This is a genomic window from Brevibacterium album DSM 18261, from assembly GCF_000426445.1.
GTDB lineage: Bacteria > Actinomycetota > Actinomycetes > Actinomycetales > Brevibacteriaceae > Brevibacterium > Brevibacterium album.
The window spans coordinates 293,676-310,673 of the sequence record NZ_AUFJ01000010.1 but is presented as its reverse complement, the minus strand read 5'-3'; the positions used below and the strand labels follow the sequence as shown (position 1 = coordinate 310,673).

Here is a 16,998-nt window from a genome sequence, read left to right as displayed (position 1 = left end):
CGCCGAGCACAGCCGAGCTCAGGCCGCGCTCACAGCCAGCCGCGCTCACAGCCAGCCGCGGTCGCGCGCGACTGCGGCGGCCTCGGCGCGGGTGCTCGCATGCGCCTTGCCGATCGCCGCGGACAGATGGTTGCGCACCGTGCCCGGTGAGAGCCCGAGGGCGCGGGCGATCTGCCGGACGGTCGCACCGGCCAGCGCCTCCCGCAGGACCTCCTGCTCGCGGACCGTGAGCGGATTGCGGCCGGTCGTGAGCGATTCCGCGAGCAGGCGCGGATCGAAGGCCTGCCGACCGGCGTGCACATCGCGGACGGCCTGGGCGAGCTCCTCGGCGGGCGTGTCCTTGACGACGAAGCCCCGTGCGCCCGCCTCTGCCGCGCGCCGGAGATAGCCGGGCCGGCCGAAGGTCGTGACGATGAGCACGGCACAGCCGGAGCCCTCGCCCGCCCCCTGCGCCGCGTCCCGGAGCGCTGCGGCGGCCGCGATCCCGTCGATCTCCGGCATCTCGATGTCGAGGACCGCGACATCGATCCGGTGCGCTGCCACGGCCTCCACGACGCAGGCCCCCGAATCGAGCTGGCACACGACCTCGATGTCCGGTTCGAGGCCGAGCAGGGCGGCGAGTCCGCCGCGGATGAGGGCCTGGTCATCAGCGAGCAGCACGCGGATGGGTGCTCCTTCCGCGCTCATCGCCGCACCTCCACCCGGGTGCCCGGCCGCGGATGCCCCGGCCGGTCGTCGGCGACGGTGAGCGTCGCCGAGGCCGCCTCGGCCCGCGCGCGCATCCCCGCCAGCCCCAGCCCCCGGCCGTGGGAGGAGGGCTCGGCCGCGCCGCCCACTCCGTCGTCGACGACCCGCAGCAGGCCCGGGCCCAGCGTCACCGTGACGGCCTCGGCCTCTGCATGGCGGAGGATGTTCGTGACCGCCTCGCGCAGGCACGCGGCGAAGAGCGCATCCTCGGCCTCGTCCGCAGTCGCGGCCCGGCCCGGGGCGCCGCCCCGTTCGGCGAGGGTCTCCGGCGGCGGCAGGGAGACCGATACGCCGGCGGCGGTGAGCGCGGCCGCGACGGCCTCGATCTGGTCGGCGAGCGTGAGGGGAGCGGTCCGGGCGACGACGGCGCGGGTCTGCTCGATGGACTCCCGGGTGAGCGCGAGGAGGGCGATGAGCTCGGCCTCGGCGCGGGTGGGATCCTGGTGCACGAGGCGGCGGGCGAGCTGGGCCTTCACGCTGATGACGGTGAGGGAGTGGCCGAGGAGGTCGTGGACCTCGCGTCCCAGGGACTCCTGCTGACGGGTGAGGGCGAGCTCCTCCCGCAGGGCGCGCGTGTGCTCCTCCCGGCCCACCGCGAAGCGCACGAGCCCGATGCAGAGCACCGCGAAGGAGACGGGCACGAACACCCAGAAGGTGTCCTCGGGCACCCGCGCCAGCACGAGCGTGAGTGCCGCCGTGACGAGGAGCGTGATCCCCACCGCGGGCAGCGCGATGCGCCAGGGATGGCAGAACAGCCACAGCGCGCAGACGAACGTCGCGGCGACGAGGGCCCCCGCGCCGGCGGTGGGCACCGCGGCCGCAGCGCACAGCACCAGGACCGCGGTGTACGCGAGGGTGTTCGCCCAGCGGGGGAGTGCGGCCAGCGGGCGGGGACGGGCATAGGCCCGCAGGTACACCCCGCAGAACCCGAGGATGCCCGCGACGCCGAGGCCGATGCGCCACGGCCCGGCACCGCTCGTCACGATCTGAGCGAAGGGGAAGGCGAGGAAGCCCAGCCACACCCCGGCCATGAGGAGCGTGGTGAGCAGGTCCTCGCGGGGCACCCGGTCGGGGAGCGCATAGTCGTGCGCCTGTGATGACATGGCCCCTCCCTCGCTCCTGTGCCCCTCCGCACGGCCTCGGCCGTCCTCAGCGTGCCGTGCGCCGGCGCCCGGCGAGGCCGCAGATCGCGCCGAAGACGGCGGTCCACACCACCACGTTTAGCACACTGAACAGCAGGGAGTCTCCTGCCTCGGGAGCCGCCGGGCCGATCTGCAGGAGCTGTCCCTCGAGCTGCGGCCAGCGGGCCGCGGACGCGAGCCCGTAGAGGGGCGTGAACTTCGCGATCGCGAGCATGGCGCCCGACAGCGGCATGAACAGGTTGCCGAAGAACGCCAGCAGCACGAGGAGCCCGCTCGCCACCGAGACCGCCGCCTCGGAGCGGAACAGCAGGGCAGAGGCCAGCCCGTACAGGGCGAACGGCAGCGAGCCGATCAGGACGATGAGGCCCGTGATCGGCCACATCCAGGCGTGGTCGAAGCGCGCGCCCATCGCGGTGGCGAGGAAGAAGAGAGCGAGGACCGGCAGCAGGGCCATCGCCAGTCCCACGAGGCATTTGCCGGCCGCGTACATGCCGTTGCTCAGCGCCGTGAGCCCCAGCTGGCGACCCCAGCCCTGCTGCCGCTCCACGGCCGCGGAGCCGGCGGTCGCGGTCATCGCGGTGACGGCGCCGTAGACGGCCATCGAGGTCATGACGTAGGCGCTGCCGTTGCCGCGGCCGAGGGCCTGGTCCCCGTAGTCCGCGATGCCGCCGAAGATGAGGAACATCGCCATCGGCAGCACGACGATGAAGAAGGTCGCGGAGAACATGCGGACGGTGCGCAGCAGGTCCCAGCCGGCGTAGCCGAGGAGGATGCGGGCGCGCCGCCGCGGAGGAGTCGCGCTGGACATCGGCTCAGCGGCCGTGGGAGCCCCCGTCCGTGCTGTCGGGTTCATGCCGGACCTCCGTTCGCGGTGGCGGGTTCCGTCGGCCGGTCCGTCTCCGGGATGGAGTCCGCCTCCGGGCCGGTGAGGTCGAGGAAGACGTCGTCGAGGCTCGCCTGCGTGATCTGCAGATCGCCGCCGAGGCCCTCGGCCAGGAGGGCGAGGGCGAGCGCATCGGTGTCATGGGCGCTGAACCGCACGCGGATGCCGTCCCGGCTGCCGGCCAGCACCGCCCCGTGCCTCTCCGCGAAGGCCGCCGGTCCCTGCTCGCCGCCGAGGGGGCCGGTCCAGGCGCACGTGAGCGTGCGCGTGCGTGCGGCGGTGAGCTCGGCGACCGTGCCGTCGGCGTGGATGCGCCCGCTGCGCATGAGCACGATCCGCTCGGCGAAGTCCGCGGCCTCCGCGAGGTAGTGCGTGGCGAAGACGACGGTGCGGCCGCGGGCGGCCTCGGCGTGCATCGTCTCCCAGAACTCGGTGCGGGCCCGGACGTCCATCCCGGTCGTCGGCTCGTCGAGGACGATGAGCTCCGGCGAGGTGAGCAGGGCGAGGGCGAAGCGAAGGCGCTGGCGCTCGCCGCCCGAGCACTTGCCCACCCGGCGCGGGGCGAGCCCGGACAGCCCCGCCCGCTCGAGCGCCTCGGCGGGCGGAATGTGCGCGAGGTGGCAGGCGGCGACCATGCGGACCGTCTCGGAGACCGTGAGGTCGTCGAGCAGACCGCCGGTCTGCAGGACCGCGGAGGCGCGGCCGGAGCGCACGGCGCGGGCGGGGTCCTCTCCGAGCGTGCGGACGGTGCCGCCCGTGGGCACGGAGAAGCCGAGCGCCATGTCCAGCAGGGTCGTCTTGCCCGCTCCGTTGGGGCCGAGGACCGCGACGACCTCACCGCGGTCGATGCGCAGGTCCACGCCGTCGACGGCGCGGACGGCGCTGAAGCGCCGGTGCAGGTCCCGAGCCTCGAGCGCGGGGCCCGGCCCGTGGTCGTGTGCGGTCGTGCGTGCTGTGCCCATGCGTCCAGCCTGCTCGGCCGGGAGCGGAAGCGGAACTGCCGTTCGTCACGCCCGGGCCATGACGGATGTCACGCTCGCCTCAGGCGGCCAGCCACCCGCCGTCCACGTTGAGCACCTGGCCCGAGACGTAGGCCGAGGCCGCGGAGAGGAGGTAGACGGCCGCACCGCCCAGTTCGGACGGCTGCCCCAGCCGGTTCATGGGGATCCTGCCCATGACGGCGCTCATGCCGGCCTCGGTCGTGAGCAGGTCCTCCGTGAGCGCGGTGCGGTAGAAGCCGGGACCGATCGCGTTGGCGCGGATGCCGTGCGGCGACCACTCAGTGGAGAATGCCCGCGTCACGCCGAGGATCCCGGTCTTCGAGGCGACATAGGGCGAGCACGTGGGGCGGCCGATGGTCGAGTTGAGGGAGGCGATGAAGACGTGCGAGCCCGCCGCCCCGCGCGCCATCTGCTCGCGGGCGATCGCCGCCGAGAGGAAGTACGGCACCTCGAGGTTGAGCGTCATGACCCGGCGGAAGTCCGCAGGCTCCACGTCGACGGCGTCGACGCGGTGCTGGACGCCCGCGGCGTGCACCACCCCGTCGACGGGTCCCTGGGCGGCCACGGCCTCGAGGAGCCCGGGGACGGCCTCGGCACCGGTGAGGTCCCAGGCGAGCGGCACGCACTCGCCGTCGAGCGCCGCGGCCGCGCGGGCGGTCTCCTCGAGCTGGCCTGCGGTGCGGGCCACGGCGGTGACGCTGGCCCCGAAGGCGGCGGCCGAGAGCGCGATCGCCCGGCCCAGCCCGCGACCGGCCCCCGTCACGAGGACGTGCTTCCCGTCGAGGCGGAAGCCCGCGGGCGTGAAGTGCGCGGTCATCGCTCGTCCCCTCCCGCCGCGGGTGCCTCCTCCGCCGGCCTGCGGCGGAGACCCTCGAGTCCGTCGAGGGAGCGCAGGAGCTCGGTGAGGCCGTGGAAGTATGCGTTCCTGATCCGCGCGACCTCGGCCGGATCGTGCTCGGCGAGCGGGGTGAGGCCGGCCCCGCTCTTGAGCCCGAGACGGCCTGCGGTGGCAGCCTCGTCCAGCAGCGGCGACGAGGCGAAGCGCTCGCCGTAGGCCTCCTGCTCCGTCGTGAGGCAGGCGCGGTAGACGTCGAGCCCCGCCATGTCCGCGACCTCGAAGGGGCCGAAGGCGGCGAGCCGGTACCCGAAGGAGGTGCGGGTGACCTCGTCGACGACCTCGGGGGAGGCGACGCCCTCCTCCACGAGCCGGAGCGCCTCGGCGAACAGCGCGTGCTGCAGCCGGTTCGCGACGAAGCCGGGGACGTCGCCCACCCGGGTGGGGCGCTTGCCGATCGCCGTGTGGAACGCGGTCGCGGCCGCGACGACGGCTTCCGCGGTCGCCGCGGCGGGGATGATCTCGACGCCGGGGACGATCCGGGAGGGGTTCATCCAGTGGCAGCCGAGGAACCGCTCGGGGGCGGACACGTACGCGCTGAGCTCGGCGATGGGCAGCGTCGAGGTGTTCGAGGCGACGATCGCCTCCGGGCCCGCCGCCGCGGAGATCGCCCCGAGCGTGCGGGCCTTGAGCTCGAGCACCTCGGGCACCGCCTCGATGACGAGATCGCGGTCGGCGACGGCAGCCTGCACGTCCGCGGCCGCGGTGAGGTTCGCCCGCACCGCGGCGACCGTCTCCTCGTCGAGCCCCATCGCCTCGGTCTCGTCCTGGAGCTCCGTCACACGCCGCTGCGCGGTCCTGGCATCGACGTCCGCGAGCGCGCACGGGATGCCCGCCCCCGCGATCGTCGCGGCGATCCCGCCGCCCATGTATCCGCCGCCCACCACGGCGGCACTCCTGATCGAATACGTCATCGTCATCCGCTCCCTGTCGGTCTCTCGCGCTCATCCCACCACAGGCGCGGCGGCGAAGCCGAGCTTTTCACTTAACATCGCTTAACGATGGGCTCCGTTCGTACTCTTCTCCGTGTTCTGTGCGGACAGCGGAGTTCGTGAGGGGGTGAGTGCTGATGCGGGAACAGGACAGCGGCGCCGAGCGTCCGCGGGAGGGCGGCGAGGCGACGCCGAAACCGGGCGGACGGGGCGCGGCCGCCGCGATCGCGCGGAGGCTGGGCATCTCCCAGGCAGCCGTCTCCTACGTGCTCAACGGCCGCCCCGGGGTCTCGGACACCACCCGCCGGAAGGTGCTCGAACTCGCGAACGAGGCCGGGGTCCGTCCGCGTGCGGAGCGGCCCACCGGCCTCAGCCGCGTCATCGCGCTCACCGTCCCCACCGTCGCGAACCCCATGTTCACCTCCTGGGCGGAGGGGATCATGACCCACGCCGCCCAGGCCGGGTACGAGGTGCTGCTCGCCACCACCGACGACGATCCGGAGAAGATGCGCTCCGTCGCGCGCATGCTCGTCAACCGCGGCATCGACGGCGTCATCACCGCCGCCGTCCACCGGGAGGACTCGCGCTCGCTGGGCATCCTGCGCGAGGGGCGCATCCCGTTCACGTTCCTCTCACGCACCTCCCAGTTCGTCACCGCGGACTTCGTGGGCATCGACGACTTCGCCGCGGCGCAGGAGCTCACCCGTCACGTGCTCTCCCACCGGCCCGAGCGGGTGGCGACCGTCGTCGGTCCGCGCTTCTCCTCGTCCTCGCACCTGCGCGAGCGGGGCTTCGCCGAGGCGCTCGCCGCCCACGGGCTCGCCGTGCCCGGCCGCTGGAAGGTGAGCACCGAGCTCTCGCGCGCCGGCGGACGCCGCGCCGGCCGGCACCTGCTGGCCTCCGGGACCGTCCCGGACGCGGTGCTGTGCGGCAGCGACGAGCTCGCCGCCGGCGTCATGGAGGTGCTCGACGAGGCCGGACTGCGAGCGGGTGCGGACATCGCGGTCACGGGCTTCGACGGCCTCGAGCAGTCGACCTCCCGTCTGGTGGGGATGACCTGCGTCGTCCAGCCGCAGGCGGACATGGCCGAGCGCGCCGCGGCCCAGCTGATCGACCGCGTCGAGAACCGCTCCCGGCGCGAGCCGCGCGCCCTCGTGCTCCCGCACAGACTGCACCTGGGCCGCACCTGCGGGTGCCCGCCCGCACCCACCGACGTCTCCGGGCCCGTGCCGGAGGATTCCAGAGAGAGGCAGACATGACCGAAGAGCACGCAGCCGGCAGGACCGCAGTGGTGACGGCGGGCGCGGCCGGGATCGGCCGCGCGATCGCGGACCGCCTGCAGGCGGCCGGATACACCGTCATCGTCACGGATGTGTCCGAGGCGGCACTCGCCGGGGCCCGTGCGGCCGGCTTCGCCGCGCACCGGGTCGATGCCGGCGACCATGCGAGCGTCGCGGCATTCGCCGAGGAGCTCGCGGCCTCCCACGAGGCCGTGGACCTGCTCGTGAACAACGCGGGTGTGGCCGGACCGACGGCCCGCGTCGAGGACATCGACCCCGAGGAGTGGGAGGCCGTGACCCGGACCAATCTCTCCTCGCAGTTCTTCCACGTCCGCGCCCTGCTGCCGCTGCTGCGCCGGGCGCAGGGCGCGGCCATCGTGAACCTCTCCTCGGCCGCCGGCCGCCTGGGGATGTTCGGCCGCAGCGTCTACACCGCCTCGAAGGCCGGCGTCATCGGGTTCACGAAGACGCTCGCCATCGAGCTGGGGCCGGAGGGCATCACCGCGAACGCGATCTGCCCGGGCGCCGTGGGCGGGGAGCGGATCGAGCGGGTCATCGCGGACAAGGCGGCGGTCCTGGGCCGTCCCGTGGCCGACGTCGAGGCCGACTACCGCGGGCAGAGCGCGCTCGCGCAGTTCATCGAGCCCGAATCCGTCGCCGCGGTCGTCGAATTCCTCGGCGGACCCGGCGGACGCCAGATGAACGGCCAGGTCATCAGCGTCGACGGCTACACGCAGAAGCTCTACTGAGACCCATACCCGAACGGAAAGGAGCCGCACACATGGCGGCGAAGAAGCGCAGGATCATCATCACGTGCGCGGTGACGGGCGCGATCCACACCCCGAGCATGTCCCCCCACCTCCCGCGGACCGCCGAGGAGATCGCGGACGCCTCGCTCGCGGCGGCCGCCGCGGGGGCCTCCATCATCCACCTCCACGCCCGGCACCCCGAGGACGGGCGGCCCTCCCAGGATCCCGCGCACTTCGCGCCGATCCTGGAGAAGGTCAACGCCTCGACCGAGGCCGTCCTCAACCTCACGAGCGGCGGCTCGCCGCACATGAGCGTCGAGGAGCGGATGCAGCCGGCGATGACGTTCTCCCCGGAGCTCGCCTCGCTGAACATGGGGTCGATGAACTTCGGACTCTTCCCCATGCTCAAGCGGTTCACCGAGTTCGAGCACGCCTGGGAGCGCGAGCACCTCGAGAACAGCCGCGACCTCATCTTCAAGAACACGTACTCGGACATCGAGGAGATCCTCACCCGGGGCAGCGCGAACGGCACGCGGTTCGAGTTCGAGTGCTACGACACCTCGCACCTGTACAACCTCAAGCACTTCGTCGACGAGGGCCTGGCCGCCGGCCCGCTGTTCGTGCAGACAGTGCTCGGCCTCATGGGCGGGACGGGTGCGAGCACGGAGAACCTCATGCACATGCGGCGCATCGCGAACGAGCTCTTCGGCACCGACTACGAGTGGTCCGTGCTGGGCGCCGGCCGCCACCAGATGCCCCTGGGCGCAGTCTCCCTGGCCTCGGGCGGGCACATCCGAGTGGGTCTCGAGGATTCCCTGTGGGACGGACCGGGGCAGCTCGCGAAGTCCAATGCCGCGCAGGTCGCCCGCGCCGTCCAGCTCGTCGAGGCACTCGGCATGGAGGTCGCCACACCCGATGAGGCCCGGGAGATGCTGGGCCTCAAGGGCCGGGACAGGATCACGCTCTGAACGAGCACACACGGCCCGCCCGGATCCGTCCGGGCGGGCCTGAGAGGAAAGGAGGCCGGGGCATGAAATGGGTGAAGACACTCGCCCTGGCGACGGCGCTGGCGCTCACTGCGAGCGGCTGCGGGACCCTGGTGAGCAAGGACGCCGACTATGAGGGCTCGATCACCTTCAGCCTCGCGCTGGGTCCGGACTCGCACCACGCGGCCGGGGCGTACGCCTTCGCGGAGAGGCTCGCCGAGCTCACCGACGACCGGATCAGCGTGGACTACTACTACAACAACGCTCTCGGCGGCGAGCGCGAGGTGGTCGAGGGCATGAGCATCAACTCGATCCAGATGGGCATGGCCTCGACGGGGCCCATGGGCGGCTTCGTCCGCTCCTTCATGCTCTTCGACATGCCCTACATCTTCCGCGACCTCGACCACGTCTACACCGTGCTCGACGGCGAGATCGGCGAGGAGCTCGCCGCCGAGTTCGAGGAGACGGCGAGCGTGAGGATCATCGGCTGGACGGAGAACGGCTTCCGCTACGAGACGAACTCCGTCCGTCCCATCCGCACGCCCGAGGACCTCCAGGGGATCAAGCACAGGACGCAGGAGTCCGCCGCGCAGATCCAGACCTGGCGGGCCTTCGGCACGGACGCCCTCCCCATGGCCTGGCCGGAGGTCTACACCGGCCTGCAGCAGGGCGTCATCGACAGCCAGGAGAATCCCATCGCGACCATCGCGGACGTGAACTTCCAGGAGGTGCAGGACTACATCGCGATGACGCAGCACGTGTACTCCCCGGCGCCCATGATGATCTCCTCCCGCTATTTCGAGACGTTCTCGGAAGGCGATCAGGAAGCGATCCTCGCCGCCGGCGAATACGCCACCGGCATCCAGCGCGAGGCCAGCGCGGAGGCGGAGGCGGCAGCCCTCCAGGAGCTCCTGGACGCGGGCATGGAGCAGACGGAGATCGACCGCGAGGCCTTCGAGGAGGCCGCGCAGCCGGTCATCGACGACTGGCGCGAGGAGATCCCGCGGGACCTCATCGACCGCGTCATCGCCACGGAGGCCGAGCCCGGCGCGGCCGCGACTGAGCAGGAGGGCACATCATGAAGGCGTTCATGCGGAGCTATCTGCGGGTGTTCGGCGTGGTGAACGCCGGCATCCGGTACGTGCTCGCCCTGCTCCTGGCCGCGATGAGCGTGCTGATCGGCTGGCAGGTCTTCGCAAGGTTCGTCGTGGGCGAATCGCTGACCTTCTCCGAGGAGGTCTCGCGATTCGCGATGGTCTGGCTCGTGGTCCTCGGCGCGGCCTATGCCGCGCAGAACGGGCGGCTGATCAAGGTCGACATCCTCGAGCACGTGCTCGGCGGGGGAGCGCGGAAGGCAGCGATCATCGTCGCCGGCTGCCTGTCGATCGTCTTCTACCTCGTCCTCGTGGTCTTCGGGATGTTCATCACGGACGCGGTCGCGTTCCAGCGCACTCCGGCGACCGAGATCTCGATGAGCATTCCGATGGCCGCGCTGCCGGTGGGCGGTGCGTTCCTCGTGCTCAACACCGTCTGCCACCTCTTCGCCACGGTGCTGGACGTGAGGCAGGTGAGCGAGGTCGATGAGATCCTCGCCGAGGCCGGGGAGGTGGAGCGGTAATGGCCCTCCTCGTCATCGCAGCCCTCGTCCTCCTGTTCCTGGGCGTCCCCATCGCAGTGGCCATCGCCGGATCGACGACCCTCGCCGTGGGCGCCTCCGGCATCTTCGGCATCGAGGTCGTGCCGCAGCAGATCTTCAATGCGCTCAACCAGTTCCCGCTCATGGCGATCCCGTTCTTCATCCTCGCCGGCCACCTCATGCAGGTGGGAGGCATCTCCGAGCGCCTCATCCGGTTCGGCAATGCCATCATCGGCCATATGACCGGCGGCCTCGCGATGGCCGCCGTGCTCACCTCCATGTTCTTCGCCGCGATCTCCGGCTCGGGGGCTGCGACGGTGGCCGCGATCGGCTCGATCCTCATCCCCGCGATGCTCGCGCGCGGCTACGACAGGGGCTTCACCGCCGCGAACCAGTCCGTGGCAGGGGCGCTCGGCGTCATCATCCCGCCCTCGATCCCGCTCATCCTCTACGCCGTCGCCGCGAACGTCTCCGCCGGCGACATGTTCATGGCCGGCGTCTTCCCGGGCGTCATCGTCACCCTCTCCCTGCTCATCATGGCCTATCTCGTCTCGCGGAAGCGCAGGTACGCCGGCATCGAGAAGGCGACGGGGCGCGAGCTCTTCACCGCCTTCCGGAAGTCGATCCTCGCGCTCCTCATGCCGGTGATCGTGCTCGGCGGCATCTACGGCGGCATCTTCACGCCCACCGAGGCCGCCGTCGTCGCGGTGGTCTACTCGGTGATCGTGGGCTTCGCGTACCGGCAGCTGAGCCTGAAGAAGCTCGTCGACGCGTTCGCGGACTCGGCCGTCACCTCGGCCATCGTCATGATCGTCATCGGCACGGCGGGCCTGTTCGCCTTCTACATCAATGTGCTCGGCGCGCCGACGCAGCTCGCGGAGACGATGACGAACCTCAACCTCGGCATCGTGGGCTTCATCATCCTCGTGAACGTCATCCTGCTCATCGCGGGCATGTTCATCGAGGCGGCCGCCGCGATCCTCATCTTCGTCCCGATCATGCTTCCGATGGCTACGGCCTTCGGCATGGATCCCGTGCACTTCGGCATCATCATGGTCGTCAACCTCTCGATCGGGCTCGTGACGCCGCCGGTGGGGCTCAACCTGTTCGTCGCGGCGGACCTGACGAAGCTGTCGCTGGGGCGGATCTCGAAGGCCGTGCTGCCGTTCATCGGTGTGCTGATCATCGACCTCGTGCTCATCTCCGCGCTGCCGCAGCTCTCGCTGTGGCTGCCCTCGCTCGTGAACACGGCGGGGTAGCGGGAGTCCGTTCCGCACAGACGCAGCGGCCGCCGCGAACTCCGGTTCGCGGCGGCCGCTGCTCCGGGCTGTCAGAACGTGTGGTCGCTCCAGGAGAGTGCCTCGCCGCGGTACTTCGCCGCGCGCACGTCCCCGGAGCGGGCATGTCCCTCGAAGCGCTCCACGCGGGCCGCGCGGCCGGTGAGCTCGCCGAAGAACGCCGAGGACTCCTGGTCCGTCACCTCCTGGTACGTGCAGGTGCGCAGGTACTTGCCCACCCAGAGGCCGCCGGTGTAGCGGGCCGCGCCGCGGGTGGGCAGGACGTGGTTGGTCCCGATGGTCTTGTCCCCGTAGGAGACGCACGTGCCCTCGCCCAGGAACAGCGCGCCGTAGTGCTTCATCTGCGCAAGCGCCGCGCGAGGCTCGGCGGTGAGGACCTGGACGTGCTCATAGGCGTACTCGTCAGCCAGTGTGTAGGCCTCGTCGAGGGATCCGACCACGTGGACCGCGCCCCAGTCGCGCCAGGCCGTCTCCGCATAGTCCCTCGTGGGCATGTCCGGGAGTAGCGTCTCGATGTGCTCCATCGTCTGCCGGGCGACCTCTTCGCTCGTGGAGATGAGGACCGCGGGGGAGTCGGGACCGTGCTCGGCCTGCGAGAGGAGGTCGACGGCGACGATGAAGGGATCGGCGGTCTCGTCGGCGACGATGAGCACCTCGGTGGGGCCGGCGATCAGGTCGATGCCGACCTCGCCGAACAGCTGGCGCTTGGCCTCGGCCACGAAGGCATTGCCGGGACCGGCGAGCATGGACACGGGGGCGATGGTCTCGGTGCCGACCGCCATCGCCGCGACGGCCTGGATGCCGCCGAGCAGGTAGATCTCGTCCGCGCCGGCCAGGTGCATGGCCGCGACCGTGGCATCGGGCACCTCGCCCTGGATGAGCGGCGTGCAGGCGGCCACCCGCTTCACTCCGGCGACCTTGGCGGTGAGGATCGTCATGTGCGCGCTGGCCAGCAGCGGGTACTTGCCGCCGGGCACATAGGCGCCCGCGCCGTCGATCGGGACGTTCCTCTGACCCAGCCGGACGCCGGGCAGGGTCTCGATCTCGAAGTCGGTGAGCGAGGCGAGCTGAGCCTCGGCCATGCGGCGGACCTGCGCCTGGACGAACTCGATGTCCTCGATGACCTGCCGGGGCACGCGGGCGAGGATCTCCTCGATCTGTCCGGGGGTGAGCAGGAAGGAGTCCGGGCCGTAGTCGTCGAACTTCAGCGAGTACTCGCGCACGGCCTCGTCGCCGCGCGCACGGATATCGGCGATCGCATCCGCGACGATCCGCTGGACCTGAGGATCGGCCCCGCGCTGGATCCGGGTGCGTGCGGGCTCCTTGAGCATCGTCGATGCGGTGCCGAAGCCGGTGTGCGGTGTGGTGCTGGTCATCTCTGTCCCTCCTCGGACGCCTGCGCAGACATATGAGTTCTGCCTCGATGAATGTATACGTATACATCAGGGTGCGGCAAGCGCTTCGCGGACGCTGGGGCGGACGCGGTCGGTCACCGCGGTGCGGCACAATTGCGTGTGGACGGAGACGGGGCGGCGGGCGCCCCGCGGAGTGAGAGCGGGGCAGATGGTCACCAGCAGGGATGTGGCAGATGCCGCCGGGGTCTCTCAGGCCACCGTCTCCCGTGTGCTCAACGACCCGGCGACGGTGAGCGAGCCGACGCGTGCGCGCGTCCTCCGGGCCGTCGAGGCGCTCGGCTATCACCGCAACCGGGCTGCTGCGACCATGAAGACCTCGCGCGCGCATTCGGTGGGCGTCATCGTCGCCGAGCTCGCGAACCCCTTCTACGTGGAGGTGCTCGAATCCCTGAGCGCGGCGTTCTCGGCCCGCGGGCAGCGCGTGACCATCTGGGACTCCTCGCATCAGGCCGAGGCCGCCGTGCAGGCGATCCGCGAGGGCACGGTGGACGGCGTGGTGATGGCCGCATGGCGGGAGGACTCCGCGGCGATGCGGGCGGCGCTGGACTCGCAGCGCCCCGTGGTCATGCTCAACCGGCTTCCGGCAGGCGAGGGCTTCGACTCGGTGACGAGCGAGAACCGTGCCGGCGGTGCGCTCGTGGCGGGGCACTTCGCACGGCACGGCCTCCGCCGGACGGTCCTCGTGGCCGGGCCCGAAGGGGTCTCGACGGCCGATGAGCGCCGAGAGGGCTTCCTCTCAGGCCTGCGGGACCGGGGCCTGCCGGCTCCGGTGGTGCTCGAGGGCGGATTCTCCTATGAGCGAGCCGATGTGCAGATGCGCAGGCACATCGAGCGCCACGGGCCTCCGGAGGGGGTCTTCTGCGCCAACGACCTCATGGCCGTGGCGGTGCTGGGCGCGCTCCGGGGGGCCGGTGCCGCCGTCCCCGCTGACACCTGGGTCGTGGGATTCGACGACGTCTCCTGTGCGGCCTGGCCGGTCGTCGATCTCACGACCGTGAGCCAGCGCGGTCGGGAGATGGCCCGGGCCGGTGCGGAGATGCTCATGGATCGCATCGAGGGGCGCGCAGGCCCGTGGCGGCATCGGGTGTTCGAGGCTGAGCTCGTGCTGCGGGGGACGACGGGCGGTCAGTAGTTGGCGGGCGGATCGCTGCCGGGGAAGGACTCCTCACCCCATTCGTCGGCCAGGGCGTCGTCGTGCTCACGGTCGGTGCTCGCGGAGGCGAGTGCCTCATCGATCTCGGCGGCCTGGGCCTGCTCCGGCGCCGCGTCCTCGCGCCGCTGCTCGTCCTGGGGAGGTCGGGGGCTGCGTGGGTTCTGGGCCATGGCGCGCTCCGCTTCTGCTTCGAGGTTCCCTTGCGCCCAACGGTACGCCGCTGCGCGCGGGCTGTCGACGGGCGGGGCGGAGAAGTGCGCGAACAGCACGCCCAGAACGCAGAGAAGTGACAAGTTGTCTTGTTTTCGCGTCGCGCCGGCGGGACACTGGTCGTGCAGGAGTGCGAGAGCGCACCCGACAGGTGCTCCGGCGGAGCCCGTCCGCCGGGGCCGTGATCCGAGGAGGCGAGATGAACGACGGAACGAGAGGGTCCGACGAGGAGAACTCCCGTCACGTTCCCCGCAATCCGAACATCGACCCGAGTGCGGAAGGAGATCCCGATCTCGAGCCCGGCGGCGGGGTGCGGCCGGGCCGCACCCCGCCCGAGTCCAATTCCGCGACCTCGACGCCGCCTCACCGGGCGCCCCGCCGGCCTTCGGTCACGCGGGCGGGGATCGTCCTCGGCGCGATCCTGGTCGTGGCGATCGGGCTGATCTTCCTCTCCTATGCGCTCGGGCTGCTCGCCTGAGCGTCGAACCGCTCCCATGCGCGGTGCATGCCCATCGCGGAGAACAGGTCGTCCGCGATCTCCCTCGCGGAGCCCTCGAAGACCCCGGGGGCGCCCTCGGGGATGCCTGCGGCCTGCCGCACGGCGGAATCCGGTCCGAAGGCGAGCGCCTTGGAGTGGCGGTAGGCCTCGGCGGCGAGGCGGACGATGCGGGGATCGGGGCCCGCGGAGGCCGTGCCCTGCGTGAGCACGACGAGCGCATCGAATTCGACCGAGCGCGCAGTGAGCCATGTCCGCTGCACCGGGGTGCCGTCGATCAGCGGGGCCTCCGTGGGGGCTGCGAGGAGCGGCACCATCGAGCGCGCGTCGATCATGTCCCGGAGCAGGCGCACCTCCTCCGCCTCGACGCCCTCGTCGATCACGATGCCCACCTGCCTGCCGTCCAGCGGCCACTCCCCGCCGATCTGGGACAGTGCGGGGCTGAGGAGCTCCGGTTCGACGGGCGGGGACGCCGGCGCCGGAGGCGTCATGCCGAGTGCGCGGCCGACGGTCTCCGCGAGCTCCGCGTCGATGCGTGCGAGGTGTCCCAGCTGCCGTTCCTTGATCGTCCGCTCATAGCACTTGCCCAGTTCGAAGGCATAGGCCTGCGCCGCATGCGCGCGCTCGACCGGGGAGAGGCTCCTGTAGAAGAGCGTGACCTGCGAGAAGTGATCCTCGAAGCTGCGCGGGTTCTCCCGGACCCTCCGCGGGCCCGGCACCGGCTGCGGGATGTCGATGAGCGCCGCGGCGTCCGGATCGGCTCCCGCCGCGAACGGGCAGCCTCCGTCCAGCGAGTTCGGCCGGTAGGGCGCCACCCCCTCGTGGACCGCGGTCTGGTGCATGCCGTCGCGGAGCATGTCGTTGACCGGGGCGTGGGGCCGGTTGACCGGGATCTGCGCGAAGTTCGGGCCCCCGAGCCGGGAGATCTGCGTGTCGAGGTAGGAGAAGAGGCGCGCCTGGAGGAGGGGGTCGTCCGTGACCTCTATCCCGGGGACGAGGTGCCCGGGGTGGAACGCCACCTGTTCGGTCTCCGCGAAGTAGTTCTTGGGATTCGCGTTGAGGGTGAGCAGTCCGATGGGGTGCACCGGGGCGAGCTCCTCGGGCACGATCTTGGTCGGGTCGAGGAGGTCGATGCCCTCGAAGGTCTGGTCCGCGGCGTCGGGGAAGACCTGCACCCCCAGCTCCCACTGGGGATGTGCGCCGGCCTCGATCGCATCGGCGAGGTCCCGCCTGTGCATGTCGGGATCGATGCCTCCGGTGAGCTGCGCCTCCTCCCAGGTGAGCGAGTGCACCCCGAGCCTCGGCTTCCAGTGGAACTTCACGAGCACCGTCTCGTCGTCGGCGTTGAGGAGCCGGAAGGTGTGGATTCCGAAGCCCTCCATCATCCGGTAGGAGCGGGGGATGCCGCGATCGGACATGTTCCACATCGTGTGGTGCTGGGCCTCGGTGTGCAGTGAGACGAAGTCCCAGAACGTGTCGTGCGCGCTCTGCGCCTGGGGGATCTCGCGGTCGGGGTGGGGCTTGGCGGCGTGGACGACGTCGGGGAACTTGATGCCGTCCTGGATGAAGAACACGGGAATGTTGTTGCCCACGAGGTCGAAGGTCCCCTCGTCCGTGTAGAACTTCGTCGCGAAGCCGCGGGTGTCGCGCACGGTGTCGGCCGAACCGCGCGAGCCCAGCACGGTGGAGAACCGCGTGAACACCTCCGTCGTCGTCTTCTCCGCGAGGAAGCGCGCACGGGTGAGGCCGGCCGCGGTGCCGTAGGACTCGAAGACGCCGTGGGCGGCGGCGCCGCGCGCATGCACCACTCGCTCGGGGATCCGCTCGTGGTCGAAATGCGTGATCTTCTCCCTCAGGTGATGGTCCTGGAGGAGGGTGGGGCCACGGGAACCGGCCTTGAGGGAGTGGTCCGTGTCGCGAAGGCGGGCTCCCTGGGCGGTCGTGAGGTGGGGGCTGCGCTGCGTGCGCGCGGTCGGCTCCGCGGCGGTCCCCTCGGCCTCGGCTCCCTCGCTCCAGGGGCGACCGGTGGGCGATGCGGCCGCCGGCTCCCTCTGATCGTCCTTGGCCGGGGGCGGCGGGGCCGGCTGTGTGGGCTCCTCTGCGGGCGGATGCGCGGCGCTCGGGGCGCCGGGGATGCGGATGTGTGTCATGGTGCGTCCTCCGATCGATGGGGCG

General features: G+C 71.4%; 17 protein-coding genes. 8 read left to right on the top strand and 9 right to left on the bottom strand.

The window, feature by feature from the left end; genetic code table 11:
- Positions 1 to 45 precede the first annotated feature (45 nt).
- The 6 genes from K318_RS0105570 to K318_RS19685 form a co-directional block, all read right to left on the bottom strand.
- Entirely contained in the window at positions 46 to 687 is a 642-nt protein-coding gene (locus tag K318_RS0105570) for a response regulator transcription factor (protein WP_029088751.1), read from the bottom strand.
- The gene (locus K318_RS0105565) at positions 684 to 1,850 is read right to left on the bottom strand and encodes a sensor histidine kinase (protein ID WP_029088750.1); all 1,167 of its coding nucleotides are present in this window, start codon (positions 1,848 to 1,850) and stop codon (positions 684 to 686) included. The genes K318_RS0105570 and K318_RS0105565 overlap by 4 nt, the downstream gene beginning before the upstream one ends.
- 46 nt (positions 1,851 to 1,896) lie before the next feature.
- Positions 1,897 to 2,742, bottom strand: a complete 846-nt coding sequence (locus tag K318_RS0105560) for an ABC transporter permease (RefSeq protein ID WP_245579774.1) — start codon at positions 2,740 to 2,742, stop codon at positions 1,897 to 1,899.
- Positions 2,739 to 3,734, bottom strand: coding sequence for an ABC transporter ATP-binding protein (locus tag K318_RS19690; protein WP_051297595.1), 996 nt, complete (start codon positions 3,732 to 3,734; stop codon positions 2,739 to 2,741). The genes K318_RS0105560 and K318_RS19690 overlap by 4 nt, the downstream gene beginning before the upstream one ends.
- 79 nt (positions 3,735 to 3,813) lie before the next feature.
- Entirely contained in the window at positions 3,814 to 4,590 is a 777-nt protein-coding gene (locus K318_RS0105550; protein WP_029088748.1) for an SDR family NAD(P)-dependent oxidoreductase, read from the bottom strand.
- Positions 4,587 to 5,582: a 3-hydroxyacyl-CoA dehydrogenase family protein gene (locus tag K318_RS19685; protein ID WP_051297663.1), complete on the bottom strand. Its 996-nt coding sequence runs from the start codon at positions 5,580 to 5,582 to the stop codon at positions 4,587 to 4,589. Before K318_RS19685 ends, K318_RS0105550 begins: the two co-directional genes overlap by 4 nt.
- Positions 5,583 to 5,737: 155 nt before the next feature.
- Between K318_RS19685 and K318_RS0105540 the strand changes: the two genes are divergently transcribed.
- The 6 genes from K318_RS0105540 to K318_RS0105515 all read left to right on the top strand — a co-directional run bounded on the left by K318_RS0105540 (position 5,738) and on the right by K318_RS0105515 (position 11,510).
- On the top strand, positions 5,738 to 6,859 hold the full coding sequence (locus tag K318_RS0105540) for a LacI family DNA-binding transcriptional regulator (protein WP_084499749.1): 1,122 nt from the start codon (positions 5,738 to 5,740) through the stop codon (positions 6,857 to 6,859).
- The gene (locus K318_RS0105535) at positions 6,856 to 7,629 is read left to right on the top strand and encodes an SDR family oxidoreductase (protein WP_029088746.1); all 774 of its coding nucleotides are present in this window, start codon (positions 6,856 to 6,858) and stop codon (positions 7,627 to 7,629) included. Before K318_RS0105540 ends, K318_RS0105535 begins: the two co-directional genes overlap by 4 nt.
- Before the next feature lie 32 nt (positions 7,630 to 7,661).
- A complete protein-coding gene (gene kce / locus K318_RS0105530) occupies positions 7,662 to 8,597 on the top strand; it encodes a 3,5-dioxohexanoate:acetyl-CoA acetone transferase (RefSeq protein WP_029088745.1) in 936 nt (311 codons plus the stop codon).
- Positions 8,598 to 8,659: 62 nt separating this feature from the next.
- Entirely contained in the window at positions 8,660 to 9,697 is a 1,038-nt protein-coding gene (dctP, locus tag K318_RS0105525; RefSeq protein WP_029088744.1) for a TRAP transporter substrate-binding protein DctP, read from the top strand.
- On the top strand, positions 9,694 to 10,233 hold the full coding sequence (locus K318_RS19680; protein WP_051297594.1) for a TRAP transporter small permease: 540 nt from the start codon (positions 9,694 to 9,696) through the stop codon (positions 10,231 to 10,233). The genes dctP and K318_RS19680 overlap by 4 nt, the downstream gene beginning before the upstream one ends.
- Positions 10,233 to 11,510, top strand: coding sequence for a TRAP transporter large permease (locus K318_RS0105515; protein WP_029088743.1), 1,278 nt, complete (start codon positions 10,233 to 10,235; stop codon positions 11,508 to 11,510). Before K318_RS19680 ends, K318_RS0105515 begins: the two co-directional genes overlap by 1 nt.
- A 71-nt stretch (positions 11,511 to 11,581) precedes the next feature.
- Here the strand turns inward: K318_RS0105515 and hisD are convergent, their stop codons facing one another.
- Complete coding sequence (gene hisD, locus K318_RS0105510; RefSeq protein ID WP_245579773.1) at positions 11,582 to 12,925, bottom strand: histidinol dehydrogenase; 1,344 nt, start codon at positions 12,923 to 12,925, stop codon at positions 11,582 to 11,584.
- Between the two features lie 187 nt (positions 12,926 to 13,112).
- Between hisD and K318_RS0105505 the strand changes: the two genes are divergently transcribed.
- The gene (locus K318_RS0105505; protein ID WP_029088741.1) at positions 13,113 to 14,096 is read left to right on the top strand and encodes a LacI family DNA-binding transcriptional regulator; all 984 of its coding nucleotides are present in this window, start codon (positions 13,113 to 13,115) and stop codon (positions 14,094 to 14,096) included.
- On the opposite strand, the gene K318_RS19675 is transcribed toward K318_RS0105505, so the two are convergent.
- Positions 14,090 to 14,287, bottom strand: a complete 198-nt coding sequence (locus K318_RS19675) for a hypothetical protein (protein ID WP_035280723.1) — start codon at positions 14,285 to 14,287, stop codon at positions 14,090 to 14,092. The two genes, K318_RS0105505 and K318_RS19675, sit on opposite strands and share 7 nt — an antisense overlap.
- Positions 14,288 to 14,526: 239 nt before the next feature.
- Between K318_RS19675 and K318_RS0105495 the strand changes: the two genes are divergently transcribed.
- Entirely contained in the window at positions 14,527 to 14,805 is a 279-nt protein-coding gene (locus tag K318_RS0105495; RefSeq protein WP_051297593.1) for a DUF6480 family protein, read from the top strand.
- Here K318_RS0105495 and K318_RS0105490 read toward each other — a convergent pair.
- Entirely contained in the window at positions 14,781 to 16,973 is a 2,193-nt protein-coding gene (locus K318_RS0105490) for a catalase (RefSeq protein WP_035280721.1), read from the bottom strand. The genes K318_RS0105495 and K318_RS0105490 overlap by 25 nt on opposite strands.
- Positions 16,974 to 16,998 lie beyond the last annotated feature (25 nt).

Coding starts and splice junctions, on each gene's coding strand:
- K318_RS0105540 (WP_084499749.1), top strand. CDS start 5,738: ATGCGGGAACAGGACAGCGGCGCCGAGCGTCCGCGGGAGGGCGGCGAG.
- K318_RS0105550 (WP_029088748.1), bottom strand. CDS start 4,590: ATGACCGCGCACTTCACGCCCGCGGGCTTCCGCCTCGACGGGAAGCAC.
- K318_RS0105515 (WP_029088743.1), top strand. CDS start 10,233: ATGGCCCTCCTCGTCATCGCAGCCCTCGTCCTCCTGTTCCTGGGCGTC.
- K318_RS19675 (WP_035280723.1), bottom strand. CDS start 14,287: ATGGCCCAGAACCCACGCAGCCCCCGACCTCCCCAGGACGAGCAGCGG.
- kce (WP_029088745.1), top strand. CDS start 7,662: ATGGCGGCGAAGAAGCGCAGGATCATCATCACGTGCGCGGTGACGGGC.
- K318_RS0105535 (WP_029088746.1), top strand. CDS start 6,856: ATGACCGAAGAGCACGCAGCCGGCAGGACCGCAGTGGTGACGGCGGGC.
- K318_RS0105495 (WP_051297593.1), top strand. CDS start 14,527: ATGAACGACGGAACGAGAGGGTCCGACGAGGAGAACTCCCGTCACGTT.
- K318_RS0105565 (WP_029088750.1), bottom strand. CDS start 1,850: ATGTCATCACAGGCGCACGACTATGCGCTCCCCGACCGGGTGCCCCGC.
- K318_RS0105490 (WP_035280721.1), bottom strand. CDS start 16,973: ATGACACACATCCGCATCCCCGGCGCCCCGAGCGCCGCGCATCCGCCC.
- dctP (WP_029088744.1), top strand. CDS start 8,660: ATGAAATGGGTGAAGACACTCGCCCTGGCGACGGCGCTGGCGCTCACT.
- hisD (WP_245579773.1), bottom strand. CDS start 12,925: ATGACCAGCACCACACCGCACACCGGCTTCGGCACCGCATCGACGATG.
- K318_RS0105560 (WP_245579774.1), bottom strand. CDS start 2,742: ATGAACCCGACAGCACGGACGGGGGCTCCCACGGCCGCTGAGCCGATG.
- K318_RS19685 (WP_051297663.1), bottom strand. CDS start 5,582: ATGACGTATTCGATCAGGAGTGCCGCCGTGGTGGGCGGCGGATACATG.
- K318_RS0105570 (WP_029088751.1), bottom strand. CDS start 687: ATGAGCGCGGAAGGAGCACCCATCCGCGTGCTGCTCGCTGATGACCAG.
- K318_RS0105505 (WP_029088741.1), top strand. CDS start 13,113: ATGGTCACCAGCAGGGATGTGGCAGATGCCGCCGGGGTCTCTCAGGCC.
- K318_RS19690 (WP_051297595.1), bottom strand. CDS start 3,734: ATGGGCACAGCACGCACGACCGCACACGACCACGGGCCGGGCCCCGCG.
- K318_RS19680 (WP_051297594.1), top strand. CDS start 9,694: ATGAAGGCGTTCATGCGGAGCTATCTGCGGGTGTTCGGCGTGGTGAAC.